This is a genomic window from Oceanisphaera marina (assembly GCF_014643915.1).
Taxonomy (GTDB): Bacteria; Pseudomonadota; Gammaproteobacteria; order Enterobacterales; family Aeromonadaceae; genus Oceanimonas; species Oceanimonas marina.
The window spans coordinates 1-24,751 of sequence record NZ_BMKE01000031.1 but is presented as its reverse complement, the minus strand read 5'-3'; the positions used below and the strand labels follow the sequence as shown (position 1 = coordinate 24,751).

Below are 24,751 nucleotides of genomic sequence, written 5' to 3'. Positions count from 1 at the left end.
TCTAACGGCTTCACGCTTAAATTCATTACTAAATTTACGCTTGGTTCGGTATTGCATACACTTCCTCACTCTGAAGAAGTGTCTACTTATTCGGGGCCACTCCAGCGAACAAGCCAATCCCCAGTCCCCAATCCCCAATCCCCAATCCCCAATCCCCAATCCCCAATCCCCAGTCCCTTTCCCCAGTCCCTTTCCCCAGTCCCTTTCCCCGTCCCCGTCCCCATCCCGCTAGGATTGCCTGCTGGATTATGGGACAATGCGCCGACTAATAACGGGTGAACTGACACTGCATATGCAACTGTATTTTGTACTTAAATCGCCGGCGCGGGCAGAAAACGTGGGGGCCGCGGCGCGGGCGATGAAAACCATGGGCTTTAATCAGATGCGTTTGGTCAACAGCCGCGTGCATGAGCAAGACAAGGCCCATTGGGTGGCCCACGGTGCACAAGAGATACTGGAGCAGGCCGAATATTTCGACGAACTGGCGCCCGCCCTGGCCGACATGGATCTGGTGATTGCCACCACGGCGCGCGAGCGCGGTCGTTATCGCCATTACCTGACGCCTAAACAAGCCATTGCCCAGGTAAACAATAAAACCGTGCAAAAAGTCGCGTTGTTGTTTGGCTGTGAAGAATCCGGCTTGAGTAACGACGACCTGGCTCTGGCCGACATTATCAGCTACCTGCCGCTTAAAGTAAGCTATCCCTCACTGAATCTGGGCCAGGCTATCATGCTGTATGCCTACGAGTTCAGTCAGGGCCTGAATGCAGAAACAGTAGAAAAATCGGCCCTTGTCACGGAAAACCCGCAATTAAGGATACTGCAGCAAAAAACAGAGCAATTGTTTGAAAAGGTCGGTATTTCGCAGCAGGAAAAACTGGCTGAGTGGGTGTCCGACCGATTGCCTATGCTGGAACAGCGCGATCTCAACCTGCTGCATCTGCTTTACAAAGACTTGGAACGTGCCTTGTTGAACAAGGGCGGCAGTTGACAACCAAAGGCGCTCGGGTTATTGCTATGCCATTCGTTGTTAGAGGTTGTTCATCATGTTGCCGAGTACAAGCCGCATCACCACCATTATTATTACCGGCACCACCATGGGTGGCACTGGGGCGGGCTGATGCGCTAACAACATACCGATTAGAATTCTAAAGCCCGCGTCCACATCCGATGCGGGCTTTTTTGTTTTAACTTTTTTGGTTTATTTTTTCGTCTAGCACTTTTCGTCTAGAACAGGGAGTTATGAATGCGAGTCTTGAAATTTGGCGGCACGTCTTTGGCCAACAGCGAGCGATTTACCAACGTCGCCGATATCGTGGTCAATAATCAGCAGCAGTCTCAGGTGGCGCTGGTGTTGTCAGCCCCCGCCAAGGTCACCAATCATCTGGTGGCCGTAGTAGAGCAGACCATTCGTGGCCTGGATCCGGCACCGGTATTGCAAGAAATCGAACAGATTTTTCACAGCATTATCGACGGCCTGAAACCCCGTTTTACCTCGCTAGACGATCAAGGTTTGAAAGCCCGTGTTGAACGTGAACTCGGCCAGCTGGCGCGCCTGTTACAAGGTGTGAGTCTGTTGCAGCAATGCCCGGATAACACCCAGGCACACATTTTAAGCCGCGGCGAAGCGCTGTCTATTGCCACCATGGCCGAGCTGCTCAAGGCGCGCGGCGAACAGGTTGAAGTGATCACCCCGCAAGCCATGCTGCTGGGCGAGGGCAGCTATCTTGAAGCCTCGGTAAACATTGAAGTATCTCGCCAGCGCTTTGCCGATCAGGGCCTGCGCAACGATTGCGTATACCTGATGCCCGGCTTTACCGCTGGCAACGAGAAAGGCGAAACCGTTATTCTGGGCCGTAACGGCTCCGACTATTCCGCCGCCGTGCTGGCCGCCTGTGTCGGCGCCGAGTGCTGCGAAATCTGGACCGATGTAGACGGCGTATACAACTGCGACCCGCGTTTGGTGCCCGATGCCAAGCTGCTCAAACAACTGTCTTATAAAGAAGCCATGGAGCTGTCTTATTTTGGCGCCAAGGTACTGCACCCGAAAACCATCGCCCCTATTGCCCAGTTTCATATTCCGTGCCTGATCAAAAACACCGGTAACCCGCAAGGCGAAGGCTCGCTGATTGGCCCCGAGTGTAGCGACGACGAGCAGCAGGTAAAAGGCATTTCCGATCTGGTTGGCATGACCATGATCAACATCTCGGGCCCGGGCATGAAAGGCATGGTCGGCATGGCGGGGCGGCTGTTCTCTTGCGTATCGCGCGCCGGCGTGAGCATAGTGCTGATCACCCAAAGCTCGTCTGAATACAGCGTTAGCTTTTGTATTCACAGCTTTGATGAGCAAAAGGCGCAAACAGCCATTGCCAACGAGTTTGCCCTCGAATTCAAAAACAAACTGCTTGAGCCGCTGGATATCATCGATGACCTGGCCATTATCTCCTTGGTGGGCGATCGCATGCGCACCGTCAAGGGCGTGTCGGCTCGCTTCTTCAATGCGCTGGCCGAAGCCTCCATCAATATCGTGGCCATTGCACAGGGATCGAGCGAGCGCTCCATTTCTGCGGTGATCCACAAAACCAAAACCACCGAAGCCATCAAGGCCTGTCACCAGAACTTCTTCTCCAGTCGTCGCTTTATCGATGTGTTTTTGGTGGGCTGTGGTGGCGTGGGCGCGGCCTTGCTGGAACAGATCCGTCGTCAGCAGCCGGTGCTGGATAAACAAGACATCGGTATTCGCGTGGTCGGCATTGCCAACTCGCGGCAAATGACCCTCAACCGGGATGGTATCAACCTGGCCGAATGGCAGGATCAGCTGGCGCAGGCCACGGACACCTTCAACCTGCCTCGCCTGCAGCGCATGGTAGAAGACAGCCACCTGATCAACCCGGTGTTGGTGGACTGTACTTCCAGTGACGGTGTGGCCGAGTTGTATGCCGACTTTTTGGCTGCCGGTTTCCACGTGGTGACGCCCAACAAAAAAGCCAACACCGCCAGCCTGGATTACTATCGCCAGCTGCGCCGTGCAGCGCTGCGTACTCATCGCAAGTTCTTGTATGAAACCACGGTAGGGGCCGGCTTGCCGGTAATCGAAAACCTGCAGAACCTGCTGCGCGCCGGCGATCAGCTCAAGGCCTTTGGCGGTATTCTGTCGGGTTCCATGTCATACATCTTTGGCAAGCTGGACGAAGGCATGAGCTTTGCCGATGCCACCCGCATCGCCCGTGAAAACGGCTTTACCGAGCCGGATCCGCGTGATGATTTGAGCGGTATGGACGTGGCGCGCAAGCTGCTGATCCTGGCTCGTGAAGCAGGTATGCAACTGGATCTGTCCGACATCGAAGTGGAGCAGGGCCTGCCGCCCCAGTTTGACGACAGCGGCGATATCGAGACCTTTATGGCGCGCCTGCCCGAAGCCAACGGCTATTTTGAGCAACAGGTATCTCAGGCGGCCGCAGAAGGTAAAGTGCTGCGCTATGTGGGTGAAATTGAAAATGGTCACTGCAAGGTTGCCATTAAGGCCGTAGACGGCGATGATCCCCTGTTCAAGGTGAAAGACGGCGAAAACGCGCTGGCATTCTACACCCAGTACTATCAGCCCATTCCGCTGGTGCTGCGGGGCTACGGTGCCGGTGCCGATGTCACCGCCGCCGGCGTGTTTGCCGACCTATTGCGCACCCATAACTGGAAGCAGGAGATTTAAATGAGTGTAGTAGCCTTTGCCCCTGCCTCTACCGCCAACGTGAGCGTCGGCTTTGATGTATTGGGGGCCGCCGTGGCCCCCATAGACGGCACCATGCTCGGTGACCGAGTATTAGTGACTGACAGCCAGGGTGAATTTAACCTCACCACAGTGGGTGCCTATGCCCACAAGTTGCCGGACGATTTTAAGCAGAACATCGTTTACGACTGTTACGTGGCGTATCAGCATGCCCTGGCGCAAAAAGACATTGCCGCCAAACCGCTGACCATGACCCTGGAAAAAAACATGCCGGTGGGCTCGGGCCTCGGCTCCAGCGCTACCAGCATAGTGGCCGCCTTTGTCGCGCTGAATGCTTTTTACGATAATGCGCTGAGCGAGCATGAATTGATGCTGTTGATGGGTGAGCTGGAAGGGCAAATCTCCGGCTCTTTGCATTACGACAACGTGGCGCCTTGCCATTTTGGTGGCATGCAACTGGTGCTGGACGAAGCCGGTATTATCAGCCAGACCCTGCCCAGCTTCGACGATTGGTACTGGGTGCTGTGCTACCCCGGCATCAACGTATCCACCTCGGCGGCGCGCAGCATTTTGCCGGCGCAATATCGCCGACAAGACTGCCTGACCTACGGCCGTCGCCTGGGCGGCTTCGTACATGCCTGCCACACCGGTCAAGAATCACTGGCTGCCGCCATGTTGAAAGACGTGATTGCCGAACCCTACCGTGCGCAGTTGATCCCGGGCTTTGATGCGGTGCGCGATCAGGCTGCCGCCATGGGCGCACTGGCAACCGGTATTTCCGGCAGTGGCCCAACGGTGTTTTGTGTGCTTAAGGAGTTAACCCAGGCCGAAAAACTGAAAGACTGGCTGGGCGAACATTTTATTCAAAATCAGGATGGCTTTTGCCATATTTGCAAAATCGATACCCAAGGTGCTCGAGTAACAGGAACTGAATTATGAAGTTGTATAACATTAAGGATAATGCGGAAACCATCGATTTTGCCGGTGCCGTAAAGCAGGGCCTGGGCCGTGGTCAGGGCTTGTTTTTCCCGGAAAACCTGACCCCCATCGCCAACGTAGATGCGCTGCTGGAATTGCCACTGGTGCCACGCTCGGTGGCGGTATTGCAGCACCTGATTGGCGATGAAATACCCGAGAAAACCCTGACTGCCATGGTAGAGCATGCCTTTACCTTTCCCGCGCCCCTGGTCAAAGTGGACGAGCATACCTACGCGCTTGAGCTGTTCCATGGCCCGACCCTGGCCTTTAAAGACTTTGGCGGCCGCTTTATGGCCCAATGCCTGGCCACCCTCAGCGCAGACGGCAATAAGATCACCATTCTGACCGCCACCTCTGGCGATACCGGTGCCGCCGTGGCCCATGCTTTTTACGGCCTGCCCAACATCGAGGTGGTTATTCTGTATCCAGAAGGAAAAATCAGCCCGCTGCAAGAAAAGTTGTTTACCACCCTGGGCGACAACATTAGCACTTATGCGGTGCAGGGTGATTTTGACGATTGCCAGGCGCTGGTCAAGCAAGCCTTTGATGATGAAGAGCTGAAAGCCGCAGTGGGCCTTAACTCGGCCAACTCCATCAACATCAGCCGCCTGGTGGCACAGGTGTGCTACTACTTTGAAGCCGTGGCGCAACTGCCAGCCGAGCAGCGCCACAAAGCCGTGATCGCCGTGCCATCGGGCAACTTTGGTAACCTGACTGCCGGCTTGATCGCCAAGGCGCTGGGCCTGCCGGTGAAGCGCTTCATGGCCGCTACCAACGCCAACGACACAGTGCCACGCTACCTTGAAAGCGGCAGCTGGGATCCGAAAACGACCGTGGCTACCTTGTCCAACGCCATGGACGTGAGTCGCCCCAACAACTGGCCGCGGGTAGAAGAGCTGTGCCGCGTTAAAGGCTGGAACTTGGCCGACATCGCCTCGGGCGCGCTGGATGATGAACAAACCAGAGACGCACTCAAGCGTTTGTTCGAACAAGGCTACCTGTGCGAGCCGCACGGTGCCATTGGCTGGGACCTGCTCAACAAAGAGCGCGGCAAAGACGAAGTAGGCATCTTTTTGTGTACCGCTCACCCGGCCAAGTTCAAAGAAAACGTCGATGCGATTCTGGGCCAGGATCTGCCACTACCCGGCCCACTGGCCAAGCACCTGGCCATGGAGCCGCTCAACGGCACCATCCCCGCCGACTTCGCTGCATTAAAAGCGAAAATGATGGGCAAGTGAAAGCTTTAAGCCGTAAGCTGTAAGCGGTCAGTTAAATACAAACACCGGATCCTCAGATCCGGTGTTTTTTTATGCCGTTACACCGGCTCATCCCCAGTATCTCGTTGCAGTCTTTGAAGGCTTAACAGCAAAACCTTTTCGCCACGGAATCCACAGAACCCACGGAAAAATAGAGATCAAATCTGAAAAAAATCTTGATGGGTAAGCTCTAAAAGACAACTGTTAGGCCGTCATACCGGGCCTGCCCCGGTATCTGCCCTTGGCCGTCTTACCGGTACTGAATCAAGTTCAGCATAACGAAGCCCCGGTATCTCGCCCTTGCCCTTAGGCCGTCTTACCGGGCTTGCCCCGGTATCTCGCACTTGCCCTTAGGCCGTCATACCGTTACTGAATCAAGTTCAGCATGACGAAGCCCCGGTATCTGCCCTTGCCCTTATGCCGTCATACCGGTACTGAATCAAGTTCAGCATGACGAAGCCCCGGTATCTTTTTTATTAACCGCAAATATCATCCCAAAGATCCCGCCACTGTGGGTTACCTTGCTCTATCAGCTCAATTTTCCACTCTCTTTTCCAGTTTTTAAGCTGTTTCTCACGAGAGATGGCGGTATACATATCATCGAGCATCTCAAAATAAACGAGTTTGTCTAAACGATAGCGTGACGTAAACCCGCACACTTCATGATTTCTGTGCTGCCAAACTCTCTGCACAAGGTCACTCGTAACACCAACATATAGAGTGCCGTCCGGTTTGTTAGTGAGTATATATACAGCAGGAGACTTAGGCATATGGATAGTTGTTGATGGATTTACAGTAATCATAGCCAAATTTGCTTCGGTATCTTGCGTTTGTTCTTAAAACAAAAACCAAGATCCTGATGTTCATCAGGATGACGGCTTAAATACAAACACTGGTTTTGCCCTATGCCGTCATCTGCCCTTGCTCTTATGTCGTCATGCCGAGCTTGCCTCGGTATCTTGTTTGCCTTCTAAAAGCCAATTCGAGGTCCTGACGTCCATCAGGATGACGGCTTAAATACAAACACTGGTTTTGCCCTATGCCGTCATGCCGGCATCTGCCCTTGCCCTTATGCCGTCATGCCGAGCTTGCCTCGGTATCTTGTTTGCCTTCTAAAAGCCAATTCGAGGTCCTGACGTCCATCAGGATGACGGCTTAAATACAAACATTGGTCTTGCCCTTATGCCGAGCTTGCCTCGGTATCTTGTTTGCCTTCTAAAAGCCAATCCGAGGTCTTGACGTCTATCAAGATGACGGCAGAGTGTATGTTCCGCTTCTGGCTTTGGTTCTTGTGAGAGATATCTCAAGGATATGGAGGATAAGGCGGTTTATGCTGCGGCTTTGTGCTTCTATGTATCTCTAACCATATGAATATCAATGTATTATTTTATTTGGTTGTTATTTATGCACTCCAAAGGCTGGTTTGTCGCACCACTTTCCCCGTTATAGCCCGTATTATTACTACCAACAGCAAGGCAGCTGAAACGCAGGGAGCGTACAGGCAAGAGCCTCAGGAATCACCGGCAAGGAGCCGGCACAAGGATGAAAGGAAACCCGAGAAGGTAGCGTTGGTAAGGAGCACCAACAGCCAGGATGGCAACAGGACACGGCCAGGGCGGCCAAGGGGAATATCGCAAGATGCGAGCAGGGACACCTCCAGGACGGAGAGCACGGTAGCAGGAGCCACCATTCAGGAAGAGACAGCAACAAATCCAAAGGAATGGGAAGAAGCAGGAGAGTAAAGTCAGGGACTGCAGGGAGCAACCAGGTTTACGGAACAAGCCAACGACACTTTAAAGGGCAACCCCAGGTTGCCCTTTTTCTTGCTTGTTAAATAAACCTTAAACCACCCAAAACCTTCTCGCCACGGAATCCACTGAACCCACGGAAAGATAGAGATAAGATCAGACAAAGACACTTATTGGTAAGAGCTTAGCCAAGGGGCAGTGCCTAGGCTTAACTCTAGACTTTGTCCTTATCAGCGCCCTAGCTAGGCTAGGGTGCCAGCTAAAGCAGAGCCTACAAGGACCGGAACAACAGATTCGGATTTCTGGCTTTTGTCGTACTTATCTCGTCTCGATTTTTCTGTGGATTCCGTGGATTCCGTGGGTTCCGTGGCAAAAAGAGGTTTTGGATTTGATTTTAGCTCCCCGCTTTCCGCTCCCTGCTTTCTTTGCTAACTTGTAAGACCAGTCGAATACACAGGTAACAAGAGATTATGAGTCAGGCATTGGATGAACTGTTAACCCTGCTGGCGCTAGAGCCGTTGGACCAAGGGTTGTACCGTGGTCAGAGCATGGACCTGGGCTTTGGCGCCGTGTTTGGTGGCCAGGTGATGGGGCAGGCGCTGGCCGCTGCCAAATACACGCTAGAGCCCGAGCGGCCGGTACATTCATTCCACTCTTATTTTTTGCGACCGGGCGACGTTAACAAACCCATTATTTATGACGTAGAAACCATTCGTGATGGTAAAACCACCTCTACGCGTCGTGTGCAGGCGCTGCAATACGGCAAGCCGATATTCTACATGACGGCGTCTTTTCAAGAGCCGGTCGCCGGTTTTGAACACCAGGCGGCTATGCCAGAAGTTGCTGGGCCAGAAGGGCTGACGCCAGAAAGTGAGCGAATCAAAGCGCTGGCTCAGTATCTGCCTCGTTCGGTAAAGGAAAAATGGCTGTCCGACAAGCCGATAGACATGCGCCAGGTCAACTATGTGAATCCCATGCAGCCGGAAAAAGCCGAACCGGTCCGCTACATCTGGCTGAAAGCCAACGGCGCTCTGCCGGACGATTCGCGTATTCATAAATATCTGCTGGCCTATGCTTCGGACTTCAACTTTTTACCGACCGCACTCATGCCCCACGGCCATTCATTTTGGGAGCCGCAGTTACAAGTGGCCACCATCGATCATTCCATGTGGTTTCATCAGGATTTTCGGTTTGACGACTGGATTCTGTTCGCCATAGAAAGCCCCTGCGCCATCGCCGGCCGAGGCCTGGTACAAGGCCGCTTTTACACCCAAAACGGCACCCACATCGCCACCGCCATGCAAGAAGGCATCATCAGACAAAGATAGTGAAGCGTGAAGGGTGAAGGGAATACATCTAAACACAGCCCCTGTAGGCTGCCGCTTCAGCTGGCAGTCCCGTCTCAGCGGGATTTTATGTTAGTTTCGTTTTACAGTTTTATGTGCCGTCATCCTGATGAACATCAGGATCTCGCTGTTGTTGTGCGCTCGTCCACTTCACCCCTAACCCTTTACTCAAAACCGGAATCACATGTCACTCACCTGGTCCCAACTCATCGAACAAGAAAAACAGCAGCCTTACCTGCAACAAACCCTGGAGTTTGTTGAACAAGAGCGAGCCGCCGGCAAGGTCATATATCCACCCGCACAAGACATGTTCAACGCCTTTAAGCATACGCCGCTAAACCAGGTAAAAGTGGTGATGCTGGGGCAAGATCCGTATCACGGACCCAACCAGGCCCATGGCCTGTGCTTTTCGGTATTACCCGGCGTAAAAGTGCCGCCCTCACTGCGCAACATGTACAAAGAACTGACAAACGATATAGCAGGCTTTACAGCGCCAGACCATGGCTGTTTAACCTCCTGGGCCGAGCAGGGCGTATTGATGATCAATACCGTACTCACGGTAGAAGCCGGCAAGGCGCACTCTCACGCCAAATTGGGGTGGGAAACCTTTACCGACAAAGTGATCCAAACGGTGAATGAGCAATGCGAAGGTGTGGTGTTTCTACTGTGGGGGGCTCATGCCCAGAAAAAGGGCGCGGCCATAAATACCGAGCGTCACCATATATTCACCGCCGCTCATCCCAGCCCCTTATCCGCATACCGCGGCTTCTTCGGCTGCCAGCACTTCTCGAAAACCAACCAGCTGTTGGAGCAACAAGGCCGAGAGCCGATAGAGTGGAAAATAGTAAGTGAGGGGGGAATAAACAAGTGCACCAGGTAAGCGTTTATTCGGCGCACGCGGGGCAGCAAGATTTGCTAGACTTTGCCACTGGTATTAAGCCGCCACCCCGCCAGATCAGGTTGATACACTGCGAGGCAAAGACCAAAGCGGCGTTACAAGCCAAGCTGAGTGAGTTGTTGCCGAAGACGGAAGTGGTGATCCCCTTCGGGAAGCCGTAAGCTGCCAGCTTTAAGTGGTGGAGTTTATGAGATCCGGTATCACATTTGTTTGTGTGGTGTTGTCTGAAGGGATATACCGGCTCGGTGCCGGTATGACGGTCCCGTAAGCCCGGGGTTACCCCAGGAGATTGTGCGGGCGGGCAATGTCGTTGTCACAATAGATTGGGACCTACAAGAGCGCCTCTCTGGGCTACCCTGAGTCCATGGCATAGTGCACGACCGACATTGGCGGATTCAAATTTAATAAAAACAAAGGAATAGTTATGACGATTTTGGTGACCGGCGGTGCCGGCTATATTGGCTCCCATACGCTGGTGGAATTGCTGAGTAGCGGTCAGCAGGTATTGGTGCTGGATAACTTGAGCAATGCATCAAAAGAGTCACTGAGCCGTGTGGCCGAGATCACCGGTAAGCAGCCTGAGTTTGTAAAAGGCGATATTCGTGATGCAGCTTTGCTCGATACGTTATTCAGTGAGCACAATATTGACGCGGTCGTGCATTTTGCAGGTTTAAAGGCTGTAGGTGAGAGCGTTGAACAGCCGCTGCGTTATTACGATAACAACGTAAACGGTACCCTGGTGTTGGTGAACGCCATGCAAAAGGCTGGGGTGTTCAAGCTGGTGTTCAGCTCGTCTGCCACCGTATATGGCAGTGATGCACTGGTACCCTATCATGAGTCTATGTCTAGAGGGCAAACTGCTAACCCTTATGGTACTTCTAAAGCCATGACTGAGCAGATTTTAACTGATCTTGCTGCAGCTGACAGTCATTGGTCGATTGCCTTATTGCGCTACTTTAATCCTGTGGGTGCTCATGAGTCTGGCTTAATTGGTGAAGATCCGTTTGGAGTACCGAATAACTTAATGCCTTTTATTACGCAAGTAGCTGTGGGGCGCCGAGATAAATTATTTGTGTTTGGTAATGACTACCCCACAGCTGATGGCTCATGTGAACGAGACTATCTGCACGTAGTGGATCTCGCAATTGGTCATGTAAAAGCATTAGACTATTTGTCTGCCAATACAGGCGTTCATGCTTTTAATTTAGGTACAGGTTCCGCTCTTTCTGTATTAGCGATGATTAACTCGTTTGAGCTGGCAAGCGGCAAGTCTATACCTTTCGAGTTTGCTCCACGCCGAATTGGCGATTTACCGGCGTTTTGGGCCGATCCGGCTAAAGCGTTAACCGAACTGGGCTGGAGGGCCGAACGAGGCCTTGAGCAGATAATGAGCGATGCCTGGCGCTGGCAGTCACAAAATCCTGATGGGTATGGGAAGTAAAGCACTTATCTTAAAAATCTAAACATTTTTTGCCACGGAAGAACACCGAATCCACAGAAAAAATAGAGATAAGATCTGAAAAGAGACTTTGATGGGTAAGAGCAGAGCCGCTGCTATTTTGTGGGGGGATTGATCTTAACTATACAATATTCGCTCTTATGTTGGTCTTTCCGTGGGTTTCGTGGATTCTGTGGCAAAGAAGGTTTTGTCTAATTATAAAAAGAGTATTGCGGATGGGTTTGTTGGAACAACCGGCGTTTTTGACGTTGCAGGGTATGAAAACGCAGCAGCTGGCTCTGAGTTTGAGTCAGCGTTTTTCTCAGGATTCACAGCGTTTTGCTACGTTTTGTCTGCCTTTTGGCGAGCACATGCAAGTGGACTTTTCTCGCCAGCATTGGTCGGTTGAGGTTAAGGCGCAGTTGTGTGCCTTGGCACGAGATATGAAACTGGGCGGAGCGATTGAGGCACTGTTTGGCGATAACCTGTTTAACCACACCGAAGGCCGGGCGGCGCTGCATACCGCATTGCGCATGCCGGTTGATGGCTGCGTGAAGCTGCAAGGCGAGAACGTGGTGCCTTTGGTGCATTACGAGTTAGCGCGCATCAAGGCATTCTGCAAGCAAGTACAGTCCGGTGACTGGCTAGGCTTTAACGGCCAGACTATTACCGATGTGGTTAACATTGGCATTGGTGGTTCGGATCTGGGGCCTGCCATGGTGACCGAGGCGCTGGCCTGCTATCAGGATCAGGGTATTCGCGCGCATTTTGTATCCAATATGGATGGTGCCCAGCTGGCTCAGGTGTTAAGCCAGATAGATGCGGCGCGCACCTTGTTTATTGTGTCATCCAAAAGCTTTAGCACCGATGAGACCATGACCAATGCACAGGCGGCACGGGCGTGGTTTTTGGCCGCTTGCGGTGATGCTACTCAAATTAAAAAACATTTTGTTGCGGTGTCGACCAATGCCAGTGCGGTGCAAGCCTTTGGCATTGCTGCAGAGCAAATGTTCGAATTTTGGGACTGGGTAGGCGGGCGGTTTTCGCTGTGGTCGGCGATTGGTTTGCCCATTGCCTTAACACTGGGCTTTGCTCGGTTTGAACAGCTATTGGCTGGCGCCCATGCCATGGACGTGCATCTGCGTGTTACGTCCTTTGAACAGAACATTCCGGTGCAAATGGCGCTACTGAGCATCTGGAACATCAATGTACTGGGAATGAACAGCGAAGGCGTGTTCCCCTATTGCCAGGTTCTGAAGCGATTCCCTGCTTACTTGCAACAGTTGAACATGGAGTCGAATGGCAAGGAAGTGAATAACCAGGGCGAGAGGGTTGCGCATAATACTGGCCCAATTGTGTGGGGCGAGGTTGGCACCAATGGCCAGCATGCGTTTTTTCAGTTACTGCATCAAGGCAGCCAGGTGGTTCCGGCTGAGTTTATCGGCTTCGCCCGATCGGTTTACGACTACCCCGAGCATCATCGCAAGTTGCTGGGCAATATGCTGGCCCAGGCCGAAGCCATGGCCTTTGGTAAAAACTATGATCAGGTGGCTACTGAATTAGCGGCTGAAGGCTTAAGTGATGTAGAAGTAGCCAAGCTGGCACCCTATAAGGTGATGGATGGTAACAGGCCCAGCACCACCATTTTATGTGACGAGTTAACGCCGTACAACTTGGGCGCGCTTATTGCCATGTATGAACACAAAACTTTTGTGCAAGGCGTGCTGTGGAACATTAACAGCTTTGATCAATGGGGCGTAGAACTGGGCAAAAAGCTCGCCGCCCGCTTGATAGACGACTTGGCCAGCGACGCAGTAACCACGGCGCACGACAGCGCCACCAATGGCCTGATCTCACAAATCAAGCTTTGGAGTAAAGAGCCTAAATATTAATATTTTTTGCCACAAAATCCACCAAATTTACGGAAAAGTTAATCTGAGGTGATGGGCAACAAAGGACCTTTATGAGTAAGAGCTGATATCAGCGCTGGTCACCGAAATAAGGTAGAGTACCCTTCCTCTGTAGCCGCCAATGTATTCGGCGGAACCACGCAAGCGGGTTGGTGTTTTTAAGTGTTGGGTGTGGAGTGGCCCGAATAAGTAGACACTTCTTCAGAGTGAGGAAGTGTATGCAATACCGAACCAAACGTAAATTTAGTAATGAATTTAAGCGGGAAGCCGTTAAACTCTCTGTTTCATCACCTAAAACTGTAGTGGTACACTTTAAGTGGCCACCTGTTCAGAGATGATATCATCACCTCATCAGATATACAGGTGACAAAATGACAAGCAAAACACATCGCCGCTTTAGCGCCGAATACAAGATGGAAATCGTGCAGATGGTTCTCGACCAAGGCCGTTCAGTTACCGATGTGGCCAGGGCTATGGACGTCGGGGTTTCTACTCTCGGCAAGTGGGTGCGCCAGGTTCGTGATGAACAAGGGGGCAAGGAGGTCAAAGCCCAGCCCATCACCGAGGAGCAGCGAGAGATCTATCGCCTTAAAAAAGAGGTCGCGGAGCTCAAAATGGAGAAAGAAATTCTAAAAAAGGCTACCGCTCTCTTGATGTCAGACTCCCTGAACAATTCTCGCTAATCGAGAAATTCAAGAAGAGCTATGCGGTGAGTCAGCTTTGCCGCACTTTCGGGGTTCACCGCAGTAGTTATAAGAGCTGGGCCAGTCGCGATAAGTCTGCGTCTGATGCGCAACTTCGTCTCGATTGTGAGGTAAAAGCCATCCACTGTGAAAGTCAGCCGGAGCCAGAACCATCGCTCAAATCGCCACAAATCGTGGTGTTAAACTCAGCCGTTATCGAGCTGCCAAATGCATGAAACGATTAGGGTTGGCGAGTTGCCAGCCACCAAAGCACCGCTATAAATCGGGTGGCAAGGAGAAGCCTGATATTCCCAATACCCTTGACCGGCAATTTGCAGTGACAGAGCCAAATCAAGTGTGGTGCGGCGATGTGACTTACATCTGGACCGGAAACCGCTGGGCGTACCTGGCCGTGGTGATGGATTTGTTTGCCCGCAAATCCATTGGCTGGGCGATGTCGTGGTCTCCGGACAGTCAGCTAACGACCAAGGCACTGACGATGACGTTTGAAGTCCGGGGAAGGCCCGAGGGGGTGATGTTCCACTCGGATCAGGGCTGTCATTACACCAGCCGCCAGTTTAAACAATGTATCTGGCGCTGCCAGATGACTCAGAGGTAAGCGTCACTGGAACCACACCTAACAAGCCATATTAATCGATACTAACGTGGCGTCTTAGAGATGAATTATACGCGGATAGCCCAGGGCAGTAGGTGATCGACGGCGTCGCCATCGTTGAGCAGGGGCAGTTGTTCGAACAGCGCAGTGAGATAAACACCTGGCGGTACATCATTGGCTTTAGCGGTTTCAATCAAGCTGTACAGCATGGCACTGGCTTGGGCACCACTGCGGCTATTCGAGAACAACCAGTTCTTTCTGCCGATAACGAACGGCTTGATGGCCCGCTCGGCACGGTTGTTATCAATCGCTGCTGCGCCATGCTCCAGATAAACCTGTAGCTTATCCCATTGATTCAAGGTGTAGTCGATGGCGTTACCAATGGCATTTTTAGGTGGTACTTGGTGCAGTGCTTTATCCAGCCACGCTTTGAGTTGTGCCATTATCGGAGCCGACTGGGCTTGGCGAGCATGAGCCCGCTCTTCCGTCGTCATCTTGTTCAGTGACTTCTCGATGCCATACAGCTTTTGTATCAGATTCAGTGCTTGGTCGGCCCGGCCGGTTTTGCCCTTGGGCTGTAAGGCTTTGGCGTCGATAAATTTGCGGCGCGCATGCGCCCAGCAACCGGCTAACATCGCGTCGGTACCGTGATAACCTGCGTAGCCATCGTCTTGCAATACGCCGTGATAACCCGCTAAAAAGGTATTGGGATGTATGCCGCCACGGCCACCTTGGTAGTCGTACAGCACGATATTGGGCGATGAGGGCACATTATTCAGCGATTCCGCGGGTTTATCGCCGCCACAGCCATATACCCACATGGTGCATTGCGACTTATCAACGTCGAGCACCTTGACCGGCGTATCGTCAGACCACAGTGCCGGCCGCTCGAGCAACAAGGCGTGCAGCCGCTCATAAAGCGGCGTTAACTGGGTGCTGACCTTGATTAGCCAACGACTCATGGTTTGTCGGTGCAGCTCAATGCCGAAGCTGTTAAATAACGCTTCTTGCCGATATAGCGGTAAGCCAAACTGATATTTGGCGGTAATGATTTGCGACAGTAAGGTCGGGGTAGCGATGCTTTTCGGTAACAGACTAGGGAGCGTTCTCAATCATGCCAGCCATATCACGGTTGATACTAGGCTGAGCATGGCGGTGTAGTGTTTCTCGACACGCTCATATCGAGTCGCGATACGACGGTAATGTTTGAGCTTCTGGAAAGCGAGTTCAACCAAATTACGTTCTTTATACAACACTTTATCGTAGTCCCGTGGGCTGGTCCGGTTCTTTCTCGGTGGGATCACCGGGCTGGCTCCACTGTCACGGATTGCGTCGACGAAGCGATCTGAGTCATAACCCTTGTCTGCCATTACGAAGTCCGCTTTCATGCCTTCAATCAAGTGGTTGGCTTGGCCATATTCCGATGCTTGTCCGGGCGTTAATATAAAGCGGACCGGGTTACCCAACGCATCGACAGCGAGGTGAATTTTGGTACTCAGTCTGCCTCGTGACTTGCCTTGCGCTTGCTCATCGCGCTCTGTTTTTTTGATGCCCCATGCTGATGGACCCGAACGATACTTCCATCCACCATCAAATATTCCAAGTCGGGATCATCCGATACAGCTTCCCAAATCTGCGTCCATACAGCGGTTATAGCGAACATACACTCGATGCCAATGGCCGAAGGACTCTGGCAAATCCCGCCAGGGCGCTCCTGTTCGAGCAATCCACAACACGGCTTCAACAAAAAGACGGTTATCCTTTGCTGTGACCCCACAGTCACCGGCCTTCCCTGGAAGTAGGTCCTTGATTCGTTCCCATTGATTATCGCTCAGCACTGGTCGCGGCATCCGTTTCACTCTCTTCAGATCCATGATGCACTTACTATCGGCAGGATTTTACAATGATTGAGAACGCTCCCTAACCGGTGCCGGCGCTATTTTAATCGTGGTACGCGTGGCCTGTTGTTCGCAGCAACGGCAGCTGTATTTAGGGCGGATATGGCGAATGACTTTGACCGTGGCCGGAATAAATTCCAGCTTCTCGCTGACGTCTTCACCCATCTGATGCAAGTCATGACCGCAGTCGTCACAGACCTTGTCTGCGTCCGCAATATCATGCACGACGTCTTCACGAGGCAAGTCAGCGCTTAAGCTCGGACGACGGGTTTTCTTGCGGGTATAGGTAATGGTTTCATCTACCGCGACTTCTTCGGCGCTGGGCGTCAGGCAGTCTTCCGCTTCGTTAAACAACTCGCCCTGGCCGGGATGACCTTCACTGCTCGCCGCAAAACGTTTTCTCAGCGCTAATTGCCACTGCTCAAGCGCGTGGGTATATAGCTGCTGAAAACGCTTCTTGCTGATGATGCAAACTCTCTCGCTGCGATTTTTGCAGCAAGGTTTGCATCTCAAGTAGCTGTTGTTTCAAGCTATCGAACTCATCAGCAATGGCGGTGGCACGGGTCTTTTCATGGTGGTTATTTTACTATAAAACCGCCGTGAACACCTTAATATATCAGGCTTTTTCAGGAATAAATGGCATAGCTAACCCTCAATAAACGGCCGTCAATTGCAGCGGCTGATGGCCGGTCATGTTCTGAATATCGAGGCCTTCCAGCAACCAATGCCACTGACGTTCTGATAACGTCAGCACGTCTCCTGACAGCTTCTTCGGCCACTTAAACTTATCTTTCTCCAGCCGTTTGTACCATAGGCAGAAACCGGTCTGGTCCCAATACAACACCTTGATTTTATCGCGCTGTCGATTACAGAACACAAACAGCGCGTCGCTGAACGAAGAGAGCTGCATGTGCTCTTCCACGATAACACTGAGCCCGTTAATGCTTTTTCTGAAGTCCACGGGCTGTTTATGCAGATAAATGGCGGGCGGCTCAACAAACATCTTCATGCCGACAGCGCCTTTATCAAACTGGCCAACCAGCGCGGTTCAACCGAGAGCGGGTTCGTCAGTTTTCAGCAGGCTAAACACGCGAACATCGATTACATGATCGGATATTACAGTGACACCAGACCGCACCAATACAACGGCGGACTCACACCAAACGAGTCTGAACGGCAGTTCTGGAAAAGCTCTAAAACCGTGGCCACTTTTGTTGACCACTACAAACCCCCAACGCATATGCGCAGCAACTTAATGCTGCTTAAACTGGTGTCTACTTCAGTCGGGCCATTCCACTGCTGCCATTCTCCATTCCCTGCTCCGCTTTCATCTCGCCCCTAAATCCACTAGAATACTCCGGCTTTGCGAACTCGAACTTTCGCAAAAAGCGAATATTGAGCATGAAGAACTCGGCCCTGGGGAATTGGCCAATTGAACCCTACGGGCGGTAGCGTGTCCGAATCAAAATTACCCCTTTCCCGACTACTTTATCCAGAAGAATGAACATGAACCAGTTATCACAAAAGCAGGATGCTCAGTTTAGCCAGCCACTTCCACCCTACACGTACCACAACGATGAAATATCGTTAGTCGATCTGGCTAAAACGCTTGTTAAGCGCTGGAAGGTAATGGCCGTTGTATTCGGCGGTATTGTAGCCATCGCGCTTGTATTTGCGCTTGTTGCACCCCCAAAGTATGAGTATATTACCATTTATGATGCTGCAGAAAGTAATGTTAACTCTCCATTTGAATCAGTCGACGATTTGCAAGCAAAGATTTCCAGCGTTTATTTACCGCAGCAAACAAGGTTGTTATTGAAAAATGAACAGCTGGAAAAACTGCCTTTTGAAATCGAGGTCAGTAGCCCAAAAGGAGCCAGCCTTATAAAGCTGAGTAGCAAGGCCAAAGAAGCAGACGGCGCTTTGGTTCGCGTTTTGCATCAAAGCGTTACAAAGCAACTCAAAGACGATCAGGAACGTCTGATAAACAAAAAAATTGCGATGTTGCAAAAGAGGCTGGATGCCAGCAAACAGCAATTGGAGTTTGTTTTATCGACTAACGACAATAAATCAGGTGAAATAGCCGCCAACTTAATGGCGAGTATTAGCGCGCTGGAGCTAGAAATCATCGCATTCAACACCGGCACTCTGATCGCTATCGCTAGCCAAAGTCTTGAGCCCAAAGGTATTGGTAAATCACTTATCATGATGCTGGCTTTGGTATTGGGTGCCATGTTGGCGATAATAGTGGCATTCTTTGCCGAATTTGCTGGGCGAGTACGCATGAGCCTGAAGGAGGAAGAAAATTAATGAAAGCAATTATCCCCGTGGCTGGCTTGGGCACCCGCATGCTGCCCGCCACCAAAGCCATTCCCAAAGAAATGCTGCCTATCGTAGACAAGCCGCTGATCCAGTACGTGGTTAGCGAAGCTATCGCCGCTGGCATTAAAGAAATCATTCTTGTTACCCATTCCAGTAAAAACTCTATCGAAAACCATTTCGATACCAGTTTCGAGCTGGAAGCTACGCTCGAAAAACGGGTTAAGCGCCAGTTATTGGAAGAAGTACGTGCCATTTGCCCAAGCGATGTAACCATCATGCATGTGCGCCAGGGCGTGGCCAAAGGCCTAGGCCATGCGGTGCTGTGCGCGTATCCGCTGGTAGGCGACAGCCCTTGTGTGGTGATTTTGCCTGATGTGCTGATAGATGATGCTCAAAGTGACCTTGCCAAAGACAACCTGGCTCAAATGCTGGCCCGCTTTAACAACACTCAGCGCAGCCAGATAATGGTAGAGCCGGTTTCCCAAGAGCTGGTAAATCAATATGGCATTGCCGACTGTATGGGCCATGCGCTTGCCAGCGGTGAGAGCAAACTCATCACAGCCATAGTGGAAAAGCCCAAACGAGAAGAGGCCCCTTCCAATCTCGCCGTGGTGGGCCGCTACGTGCTCAGTGAAAATATCTGGCTTTTGCTTGCCAAAACCTCTCCCGGTGCCGGCGACGAAATTCAGCTTACCGATGCCATTGCCGCCCTTATGCAGCAAGAGCAGGTAGAGGCCTACAACATTGTGGGTAAAAGCCACGACTGCGGCAGCAAGCTTGGTTATATGCAGGCCAACATGGAATACGCCCTACGCCATCCTGAGCTGGGCCAGGCTTTTACTCAGTATCTACAGAATCACGTAGGGCCGACTTCAGTCGACCAGATACAAGCCTCGTAGCCTCTGCTAGGCTCGTCATTCGCGCGAAGGCGGGAGTACAGTTTTTGTGTAGCCGCCGCTTCAGCTGGCGGGTCAATTTTCCACATTATTAAAAAAGAATAAACTCATGAAAATAGCCATCGCCGGCACCGGCTACGTCGGTCTTTCCAACGCAATGCTGCTTGCCCAACACAATGAAACGGTCGCCCTCGATATCGTCCCCGAAAAAGTTGCCTTGTTAAACGATCGTCAGTCCCCCGTAGTAGATGCCGACATCAGCGACTTTCTGCAAAACCGGCAAGTCAACTTCCGTGCCACTCTCGATAAAGCGGATGCCTTTAATAACGCCGATTTTGTGATTATCTCCACCCCCACCGACTACGATCCCCAAACCAACCACTTCAACACCAGCAGTGTAGAGACGGTAGTCAGTGATGTGGCAGAAATTAACCCTAACGCGACCGTTATTATCAAATCCACGGTACCCGTAGGGTTTACCGCCAGGTTGAAAGAAAAACTCAACACTCAACACTCAACACTCAATATTATCTTTAGTCCTGAGTTTTTGCGCGAAGGCAAAGCTCTGCACGACAACCTGTATCCGTCCCGCATTATCGTGGGTGAGCAAAGCGATCGGGCAGAAACCTTCGCCAACCTGCTGCTGCAGGGTGCTATTAAAAAAGACGTGCCCGTGCTCTACACCAACAGCACAGAGGCGGAAGCGGTCAAGCTGTTCTCCAACACCTACCTCGCCATGCGGGTGGCCTACTTCAACGAGTTGGACAGCTACGCCGAAAGCCACGGGCTAAATAGCCGCCAGATTATAGAAGGGGTAGGGCTGGACCCGCGCATTGGCAACCACTACAACAACCCAAGTTTTGGCTACGGCGGCTACTGCCTGCCCAAAGACACCAAACAGCTATTGGCCAACTATCAGGAAGTGCCCAACAACATCATTCAGGCCATCGTCGACGCCAACACCACCCGCAAAGACTTTATTGCAGAAAGCATTCTAAAGCGCCTTAACACTCAACACTCAACACTCAACACTCAACACTCGCCAGTGGTGGGCATCTACCGCCTGGTAATGAAATCCGGCTCTGATAACTTCCGCGCTTCCGCTATTCAAGGCGTAATGAAGCGAATAAAAGCCAAGGGCGTGGAAGTGATAGTATACGAGCCGGTGCTTACCGAGCCCGAGTTCTTTAACTCGCTTGTGATAAATGATTTGGAAAAATTCAAGCAACAGGCGGACGTAATCGTAGCCAACCGGCCCTCGGCAGAGCTGCAGGATATAGCAGATAAAGTATACACACGCGATTTGTTTGGAAACGATTAAATGAAATATCTTGTTACCGGCGCTGCCGGTTTTATTGGTATGCATACCAGTAAGCGATTACTGGATATGGGGTATGAGGTAGTAGGGCTGGATAATCTGAATGATTATTACGATCCTGCGCTTAAAGAATACCGCCTCGAGCAGTTGTTGCCTTATCCAAACTTTCGCTTTGTAAAGCAGGATTTAGCGGATCGCAAAAGCATAGCTGAACTGTTTAAAAAAGAGCGGTTTCAACGGGTTATTCATCTGGCTGCTCAGGCCGGTGTACGTTATTCACTGGAGGCACCATTTGACTACGTAGACAGTAATCTGGTCGGTATGATGACCATTCTTGAAGGTTGTCGTCATAACGAGGTTGAACACTTAGTATATGCCTCATCCAGCTCTGTCTATGGCATGAATGCCAAAATTCCGTTTAGCGAGACAGACATGGTAGATAATCCGGTATCTTTGTATGCCGCTACCAAAAAAGCCAATGAGCTAATGGCTCATTCATATTCACACCTGTATAAAATCTCTACTACCGGCCTGCGCTTCTTTACCGTATACGGCCCGGCAGGCCGTCCGGATATGGCCCCCTGGCTGTTCACCGAGGCCATTATACAGGGAAGGCCTATCAAGGTGTTTAATCACGGCAAAATGCAGCGGGACTTTACCTATATCGATGATATCGTTGAGGGAATTATTCGTATTCAGAATGTAATTCCTGAACAGACAGCTCCATACAGTCTGTACAATATTGGCAACAATCAGCCTGTTGAATTAAAGAGCTTTATCGAAGCTATAGAAAAAGCCTGCGATAAAGAAGCTGAGAAGATTTATATGGGTATGCAGCCGGGAGATGTGCCAGCTACTTATGCAGATACATCAAGACTGGAGCAGTCTGCAAATTATAAACCAACAACTAGTATAGAAGTAGGATTAAAGAGTTTTGCTGATTGGTACAGACAATATAATAGTATATAGTTGGTTTGTTTTGAAATGAGTTTGTTTGTTGATAAGTTATACTTTGAAGCATTTTTAGAAACTTTTCCCTGCCATTTTTTAGTTAATTAAAGGTTTTGATATGAAATTTGCAATAGTAGGTGCAGGTTTTACTGGGGCTGTTTTGGCTCGTGAACTGGCTGAGGCTGGTAATGAGATACAAGTGTTTGAAACGCGTGAACATATCGCCGGGAACTGTTATTCAGAGCGGGATCAACAAACAGGTGTCCTACTCCATAAATATGGGCCTCATATCTTCCATACCGATAATAAGGAAGTATGGGAGTATGTTAACCGGTTTGCTGAGTTTATGCCTTACATTAACCGTGTGAAAACAACATCACAAGGGCAAGTTTTCTCTCTTCCAATTAACTTGCATACCATCAATCAGTACTTCAAAAGAACATTTAATCCTGCCGAAGCGAAAGTATTTATTGAATCTGAAGCAGATAATAACATTAAAGATCCACAATCCTTTGAAAAGCAGGCCATGAAGTTTGTTGGTAAAGATTTGTATGAGGCGTTTTTTAAGGGGTACACCATTAAACAATGGGGAGTAAGCCCAGCAGAATTGCCAGCCAGCATTCTGAAACGGCTACCAGTTCGCTTTAACTATGATGATAATTACTTTAACCATGAATTTCAGGGGATGCCTAAAGACGGTTATACTCCAATTGTAGCAAGGTTGCTTAATCATAAAACAATAACAGTTCATCTGAACACAAGCTTTGAAGCCAGGCAGACAGAGTTATTTGATCATGTATTTTATACAGGCCCCATTGATGCCTGGTTTAACTTTGAATTTGGTCGGCTAGGTTACAGAACATTGGATTTTGTACGAGAAGATCATAAAGGTGATTATCAGGGATGCGCGGTAATGAACTATGGCGATCAATCAGTTCCTTATACACGTATCAGCGAGCATAAACATTTTGCACCCTGGGAAAATCATGAACAGACCGTGATCTTTAAAGAATACAGTCGTTCTTGTGGGGAGACTGATATCCCTTACTACCCAATCAGACTGGTGAATGAAAAAGCCATGCTCAACACTTATATTGAAAAGGCGCAAACACAGAGTAAAGTCAGCTTTCTCGGACGGCTGGGCACCTATCGTTACCTTGATATGGATGTGACCATCGCGGAAGCTCTGGCTGCCAGTAAGACAATTGTTAAATGTATTCGTACCGATAACAAGATTCCTGCATTTTTTGTGGATGTTCTCTGAATGTTGCAGAAGCTGACAAGCAAAGTCACCGAGACTGCGGAAAAAAAAAGGCTGTTTTCTAATATTCTCTCATTGGGTGTGCTGCAAGCAGCCAACTATTTACTGCCATTACTTACAGTACCTTATCTTGTTCGAGTTCTGGGGCCAGAGTACTTTGGTCTTCTGGCTTTTTCGACAGCAACAGTAGCATATTTTATGCTTATCACTGATTATGGTTTTAATCTATCAGCTACACGGCAGATATCTATACATCGCAACGAACAGGAAAAAGTAAACGAAATATTTAGTGCCGTAATGATCATTAAATTTTGCTTCATGTTGCTTAGCTTTATTTTGCTGGCGCTTCTTGTATTCACTGTTGATAAGTTTCATCAGCATTGGCAGCTGTACTTTATAACCTTTGGTATGGTGATAGGACAGATGCTTTTCCCTGTTTGGTTATTCCAGGGAATGGAAAAAATGAAGTATATAACTTATTTAAACATTGCCGCAAAAGTGTTTTTTACAGTATGTGTATTCATCTTTGTAAAACACCAAAATGACTACTTACTGGTTCCTTTACTGACATCCCTTGGCTTTATCGTCGCTGGTCTTTGTTCTTTTTATTTTGTAAGAAAAGAGCTTGCTGTACGATTCATATTGCCTGAACTTCGTTCCATCCATTTTCAGCTGACTGACGGCTGGCATATATTCTTTTCCAGTATCGCGATCAGCATGTATACAGTGTCGACAACATTCATTTTGGGGTTGTTTACAAACAACACTGTAGTTGGCTATTTTTCAGCCGCAGATAAAATTGTACAGGCAGCCAAGGGCATTTATCAACCTGTGTCTCAGGCTATTTATCCTCTGATAGGAAAGAAACTGCACGAAGATAAAAAATCTGGTCTTGACTTTATTTATAAGGCCACATGGATTGTGGGAGGAGGGATGTTGGTAATCTCAGCCCTGCTCTTTGTTTTTGCTGAAGCAATTGTGAATCTGTTATTAGGTGCTGAGTATCAGCATTCGATACTGATTTTGAGAGTGATGGCCTTTTTACCTTTTATTATTGCGTTAAGCAATATATTTGGCATTCAGACCATGCTTAACCTGGGCTACAAAAAAGCATTTAGCCGAATTTTGATATTAGCCGCGGTGTTAGGTTTTAGTTTATGTATTTTTTTAGTACGGTATTATGATGGGCTGGGTATAGCGGTTACTTTGCTTTTAGTCGAAGTTTTCGTCACCTTAACGATGTTCTTTTTTTTAAAAGTTAAGCTGAGAAATAATAATGAATAAAATAATGTTTTATTGTCATGTGTTTTATCCGCAAAATACAGGTTACTCTAATGCATTTCAAAACCTAATAAATTCCATATTAGATAATGATAATAATGTTGAGGTTACAGTAGTTACACCGTACCAACTGCCACCCGATGTTCCTGAATTAGTTAAAGACAGACTGTCCACTATTAGGTTGGAACCAAAAGTACGTTTAAAAAAAATACGTTATTTCTTAAATG

20 protein-coding genes and 4 pseudogenes are annotated in these 24,751 nt (G+C 50.0%); 18 read left to right on the top strand and 6 right to left on the bottom strand.

Annotated elements, in window-relative coordinates; translation table 11 throughout:
- The first annotated feature begins 292 nt into the window (after positions 1-292).
- The 4 genes from IEW52_RS14335 (at position 293) to thrC (ending at position 5,940) form a co-directional block, all read left to right on the top strand.
- Positions 293-991 (top strand): tRNA/rRNA methyltransferase, encoded by a 699-nt coding sequence (locus tag IEW52_RS14335; protein WP_188630766.1) that lies wholly within the window; start codon positions 293-295, stop codon positions 989-991.
- Positions 992-1,246: 255 nt separating this feature from the next.
- Complete coding sequence (gene thrA / locus IEW52_RS14330) at positions 1,247-3,706, top strand: bifunctional aspartate kinase/homoserine dehydrogenase I (protein WP_188630762.1); 2,460 nt, start codon at positions 1,247-1,249, stop codon at positions 3,704-3,706.
- Positions 3,707-4,663: a homoserine kinase gene (gene thrB, locus IEW52_RS14325; protein WP_188630761.1), complete on the top strand. Its 957-nt coding sequence runs from the start codon at positions 3,707-3,709 to the stop codon at positions 4,661-4,663.
- Positions 4,660-5,940 carry a threonine synthase gene (gene thrC / locus IEW52_RS14320; RefSeq protein ID WP_188630760.1) on the top strand — a complete coding sequence of 427 codons (1,281 nt, stop codon included), beginning with the start codon at positions 4,660-4,662 and terminating at the stop codon, positions 5,938-5,940. The genes thrB and thrC overlap by 4 nt, the downstream gene beginning before the upstream one ends.
- A gap of 494 nt (positions 5,941-6,434) precedes the next feature.
- On the opposite strand, the gene IEW52_RS14315 is transcribed toward thrC, so the two are convergent.
- Entirely contained in the window at positions 6,435-6,761 is a 327-nt protein-coding gene (locus tag IEW52_RS14315) for a GIY-YIG nuclease family protein (protein ID WP_229667970.1), read from the bottom strand.
- 1,415 nt (positions 6,762-8,176) lie between these two features.
- On the opposite strand from IEW52_RS14315, the gene tesB reads away from it, so the two are divergent.
- From tesB to IEW52_RS15815, 6 genes and pseudogenes are all read left to right on the top strand, one after another.
- Positions 8,177-9,034: an acyl-CoA thioesterase II gene (gene tesB, locus IEW52_RS14310; RefSeq protein ID WP_188630759.1), complete on the top strand. Its 858-nt coding sequence runs from the start codon at positions 8,177-8,179 to the stop codon at positions 9,032-9,034.
- A 202-nt stretch (positions 9,035-9,236) separates the two neighbouring features.
- Positions 9,237-9,932, top strand: a complete 696-nt coding sequence (gene ung / locus IEW52_RS14305) for a uracil-DNA glycosylase (protein WP_188630758.1) — start codon at positions 9,237-9,239, stop codon at positions 9,930-9,932.
- Entirely contained in the window at positions 9,920-10,111 is a 192-nt protein-coding gene (locus tag IEW52_RS14300) for an MBL fold metallo-hydrolase RNA specificity domain-containing protein (protein ID WP_188630757.1), read from the top strand. The genes ung and IEW52_RS14300 overlap by 13 nt, the downstream gene beginning before the upstream one ends.
- A 263-nt stretch (positions 10,112-10,374) precedes the next feature.
- Positions 10,375-11,391 (top strand): UDP-glucose 4-epimerase GalE, encoded by a 1,017-nt coding sequence (galE, locus tag IEW52_RS14295; RefSeq protein WP_188630756.1) that lies wholly within the window; start codon positions 10,375-10,377, stop codon positions 11,389-11,391.
- A gap of 233 nt (positions 11,392-11,624) precedes the next feature.
- A complete protein-coding gene (gene pgi / locus IEW52_RS14290; RefSeq protein ID WP_229667969.1) occupies positions 11,625-13,280 on the top strand; it encodes a glucose-6-phosphate isomerase in 1,656 nt (551 codons plus the stop codon).
- A 389-nt stretch (positions 13,281-13,669) separates the two neighbouring features.
- Positions 13,670-14,594: pseudogene (locus IEW52_RS15815) on the top strand (IS3 family transposase); the annotation flags it as partial.
- A gap of 71 nt (positions 14,595-14,665) precedes the next feature.
- Here the strand turns inward: IEW52_RS15815 and IEW52_RS15970 are convergent.
- The 5 genes and pseudogenes from IEW52_RS15970 to tnpB form a co-directional block, all read right to left on the bottom strand.
- Entirely contained in the window at positions 14,666-14,791 is a 126-nt protein-coding gene (locus tag IEW52_RS15970) for a transposase domain-containing protein (protein ID WP_444544018.1), read from the bottom strand.
- Positions 14,764-15,709: pseudogene (gene tnpC, locus IEW52_RS14275) on the bottom strand (IS66 family transposase); the annotation flags it as partial. The pseudogene tnpC and the gene IEW52_RS15970, both read right to left, overlap by 28 nt.
- Positions 15,710-16,447, bottom strand: a pseudogene (locus IEW52_RS14270) (IS5 family transposase).
- A 48-nt stretch (positions 16,448-16,495) separates the two neighbouring features.
- A complete protein-coding gene (locus IEW52_RS14265) occupies positions 16,496-17,008 on the bottom strand; it encodes an IS66 family transposase zinc-finger binding domain-containing protein (RefSeq protein ID WP_188630753.1) in 513 nt (170 codons plus the stop codon).
- 139 nt (positions 17,009-17,147) lie between these two features.
- On the bottom strand, positions 17,148-17,504 hold the full coding sequence (gene tnpB, locus IEW52_RS14260) for an IS66 family insertion sequence element accessory protein TnpB (protein WP_188630752.1): 357 nt from the start codon (positions 17,502-17,504) through the stop codon (positions 17,148-17,150).
- A 51-nt stretch (positions 17,505-17,555) separates the two neighbouring features.
- On the opposite strand from tnpB, the pseudogene IEW52_RS15810 reads away from it, so the two are divergent.
- From IEW52_RS15810 to IEW52_RS15805, 8 genes and pseudogenes are all read left to right on the top strand, one after another.
- Positions 17,556-17,708, top strand: a pseudogene (locus tag IEW52_RS15810) (IS3 family transposase); the annotation flags it as partial.
- Positions 17,709-18,001: 293 nt separating this feature from the next.
- Positions 18,002-18,805: a Wzz/FepE/Etk N-terminal domain-containing protein gene (locus tag IEW52_RS14255; protein WP_188630751.1), complete on the top strand. Its 804-nt coding sequence runs from the start codon at positions 18,002-18,004 to the stop codon at positions 18,803-18,805.
- The gene (gene galU, locus IEW52_RS14250) at positions 18,805-19,716 is read left to right on the top strand and encodes a UTP--glucose-1-phosphate uridylyltransferase GalU (RefSeq protein ID WP_188630750.1); all 912 of its coding nucleotides are present in this window, start codon (positions 18,805-18,807) and stop codon (positions 19,714-19,716) included. The genes IEW52_RS14255 and galU overlap by 1 nt, the downstream gene beginning before the upstream one ends.
- Positions 19,717-19,822: 106 nt before the next feature.
- The gene (locus IEW52_RS14245) at positions 19,823-21,034 is read left to right on the top strand and encodes a nucleotide sugar dehydrogenase (protein WP_188630749.1); all 1,212 of its coding nucleotides are present in this window, start codon (positions 19,823-19,825) and stop codon (positions 21,032-21,034) included.
- Positions 21,035-22,000 (top strand): NAD-dependent epimerase, encoded by a 966-nt coding sequence (locus IEW52_RS14240; RefSeq protein WP_188630748.1) that lies wholly within the window; start codon positions 21,035-21,037, stop codon positions 21,998-22,000.
- Positions 22,001-22,100: 100 nt separating this feature from the next.
- On the top strand, positions 22,101-23,246 hold the full coding sequence (glf, locus tag IEW52_RS14235) for a UDP-galactopyranose mutase (RefSeq protein WP_188630747.1): 1,146 nt from the start codon (positions 22,101-22,103) through the stop codon (positions 23,244-23,246).
- Entirely contained in the window at positions 23,247-24,527 is a 1,281-nt protein-coding gene (locus IEW52_RS14230) for a flippase (protein WP_188630746.1), read from the top strand.
- The coding region (locus IEW52_RS15805; RefSeq protein ID WP_229667968.1) for a hypothetical protein at positions 24,520-24,751 on the top strand (232 nt) is incomplete at its 3' end. The genes IEW52_RS14230 and IEW52_RS15805, both read left to right, overlap by 8 nt.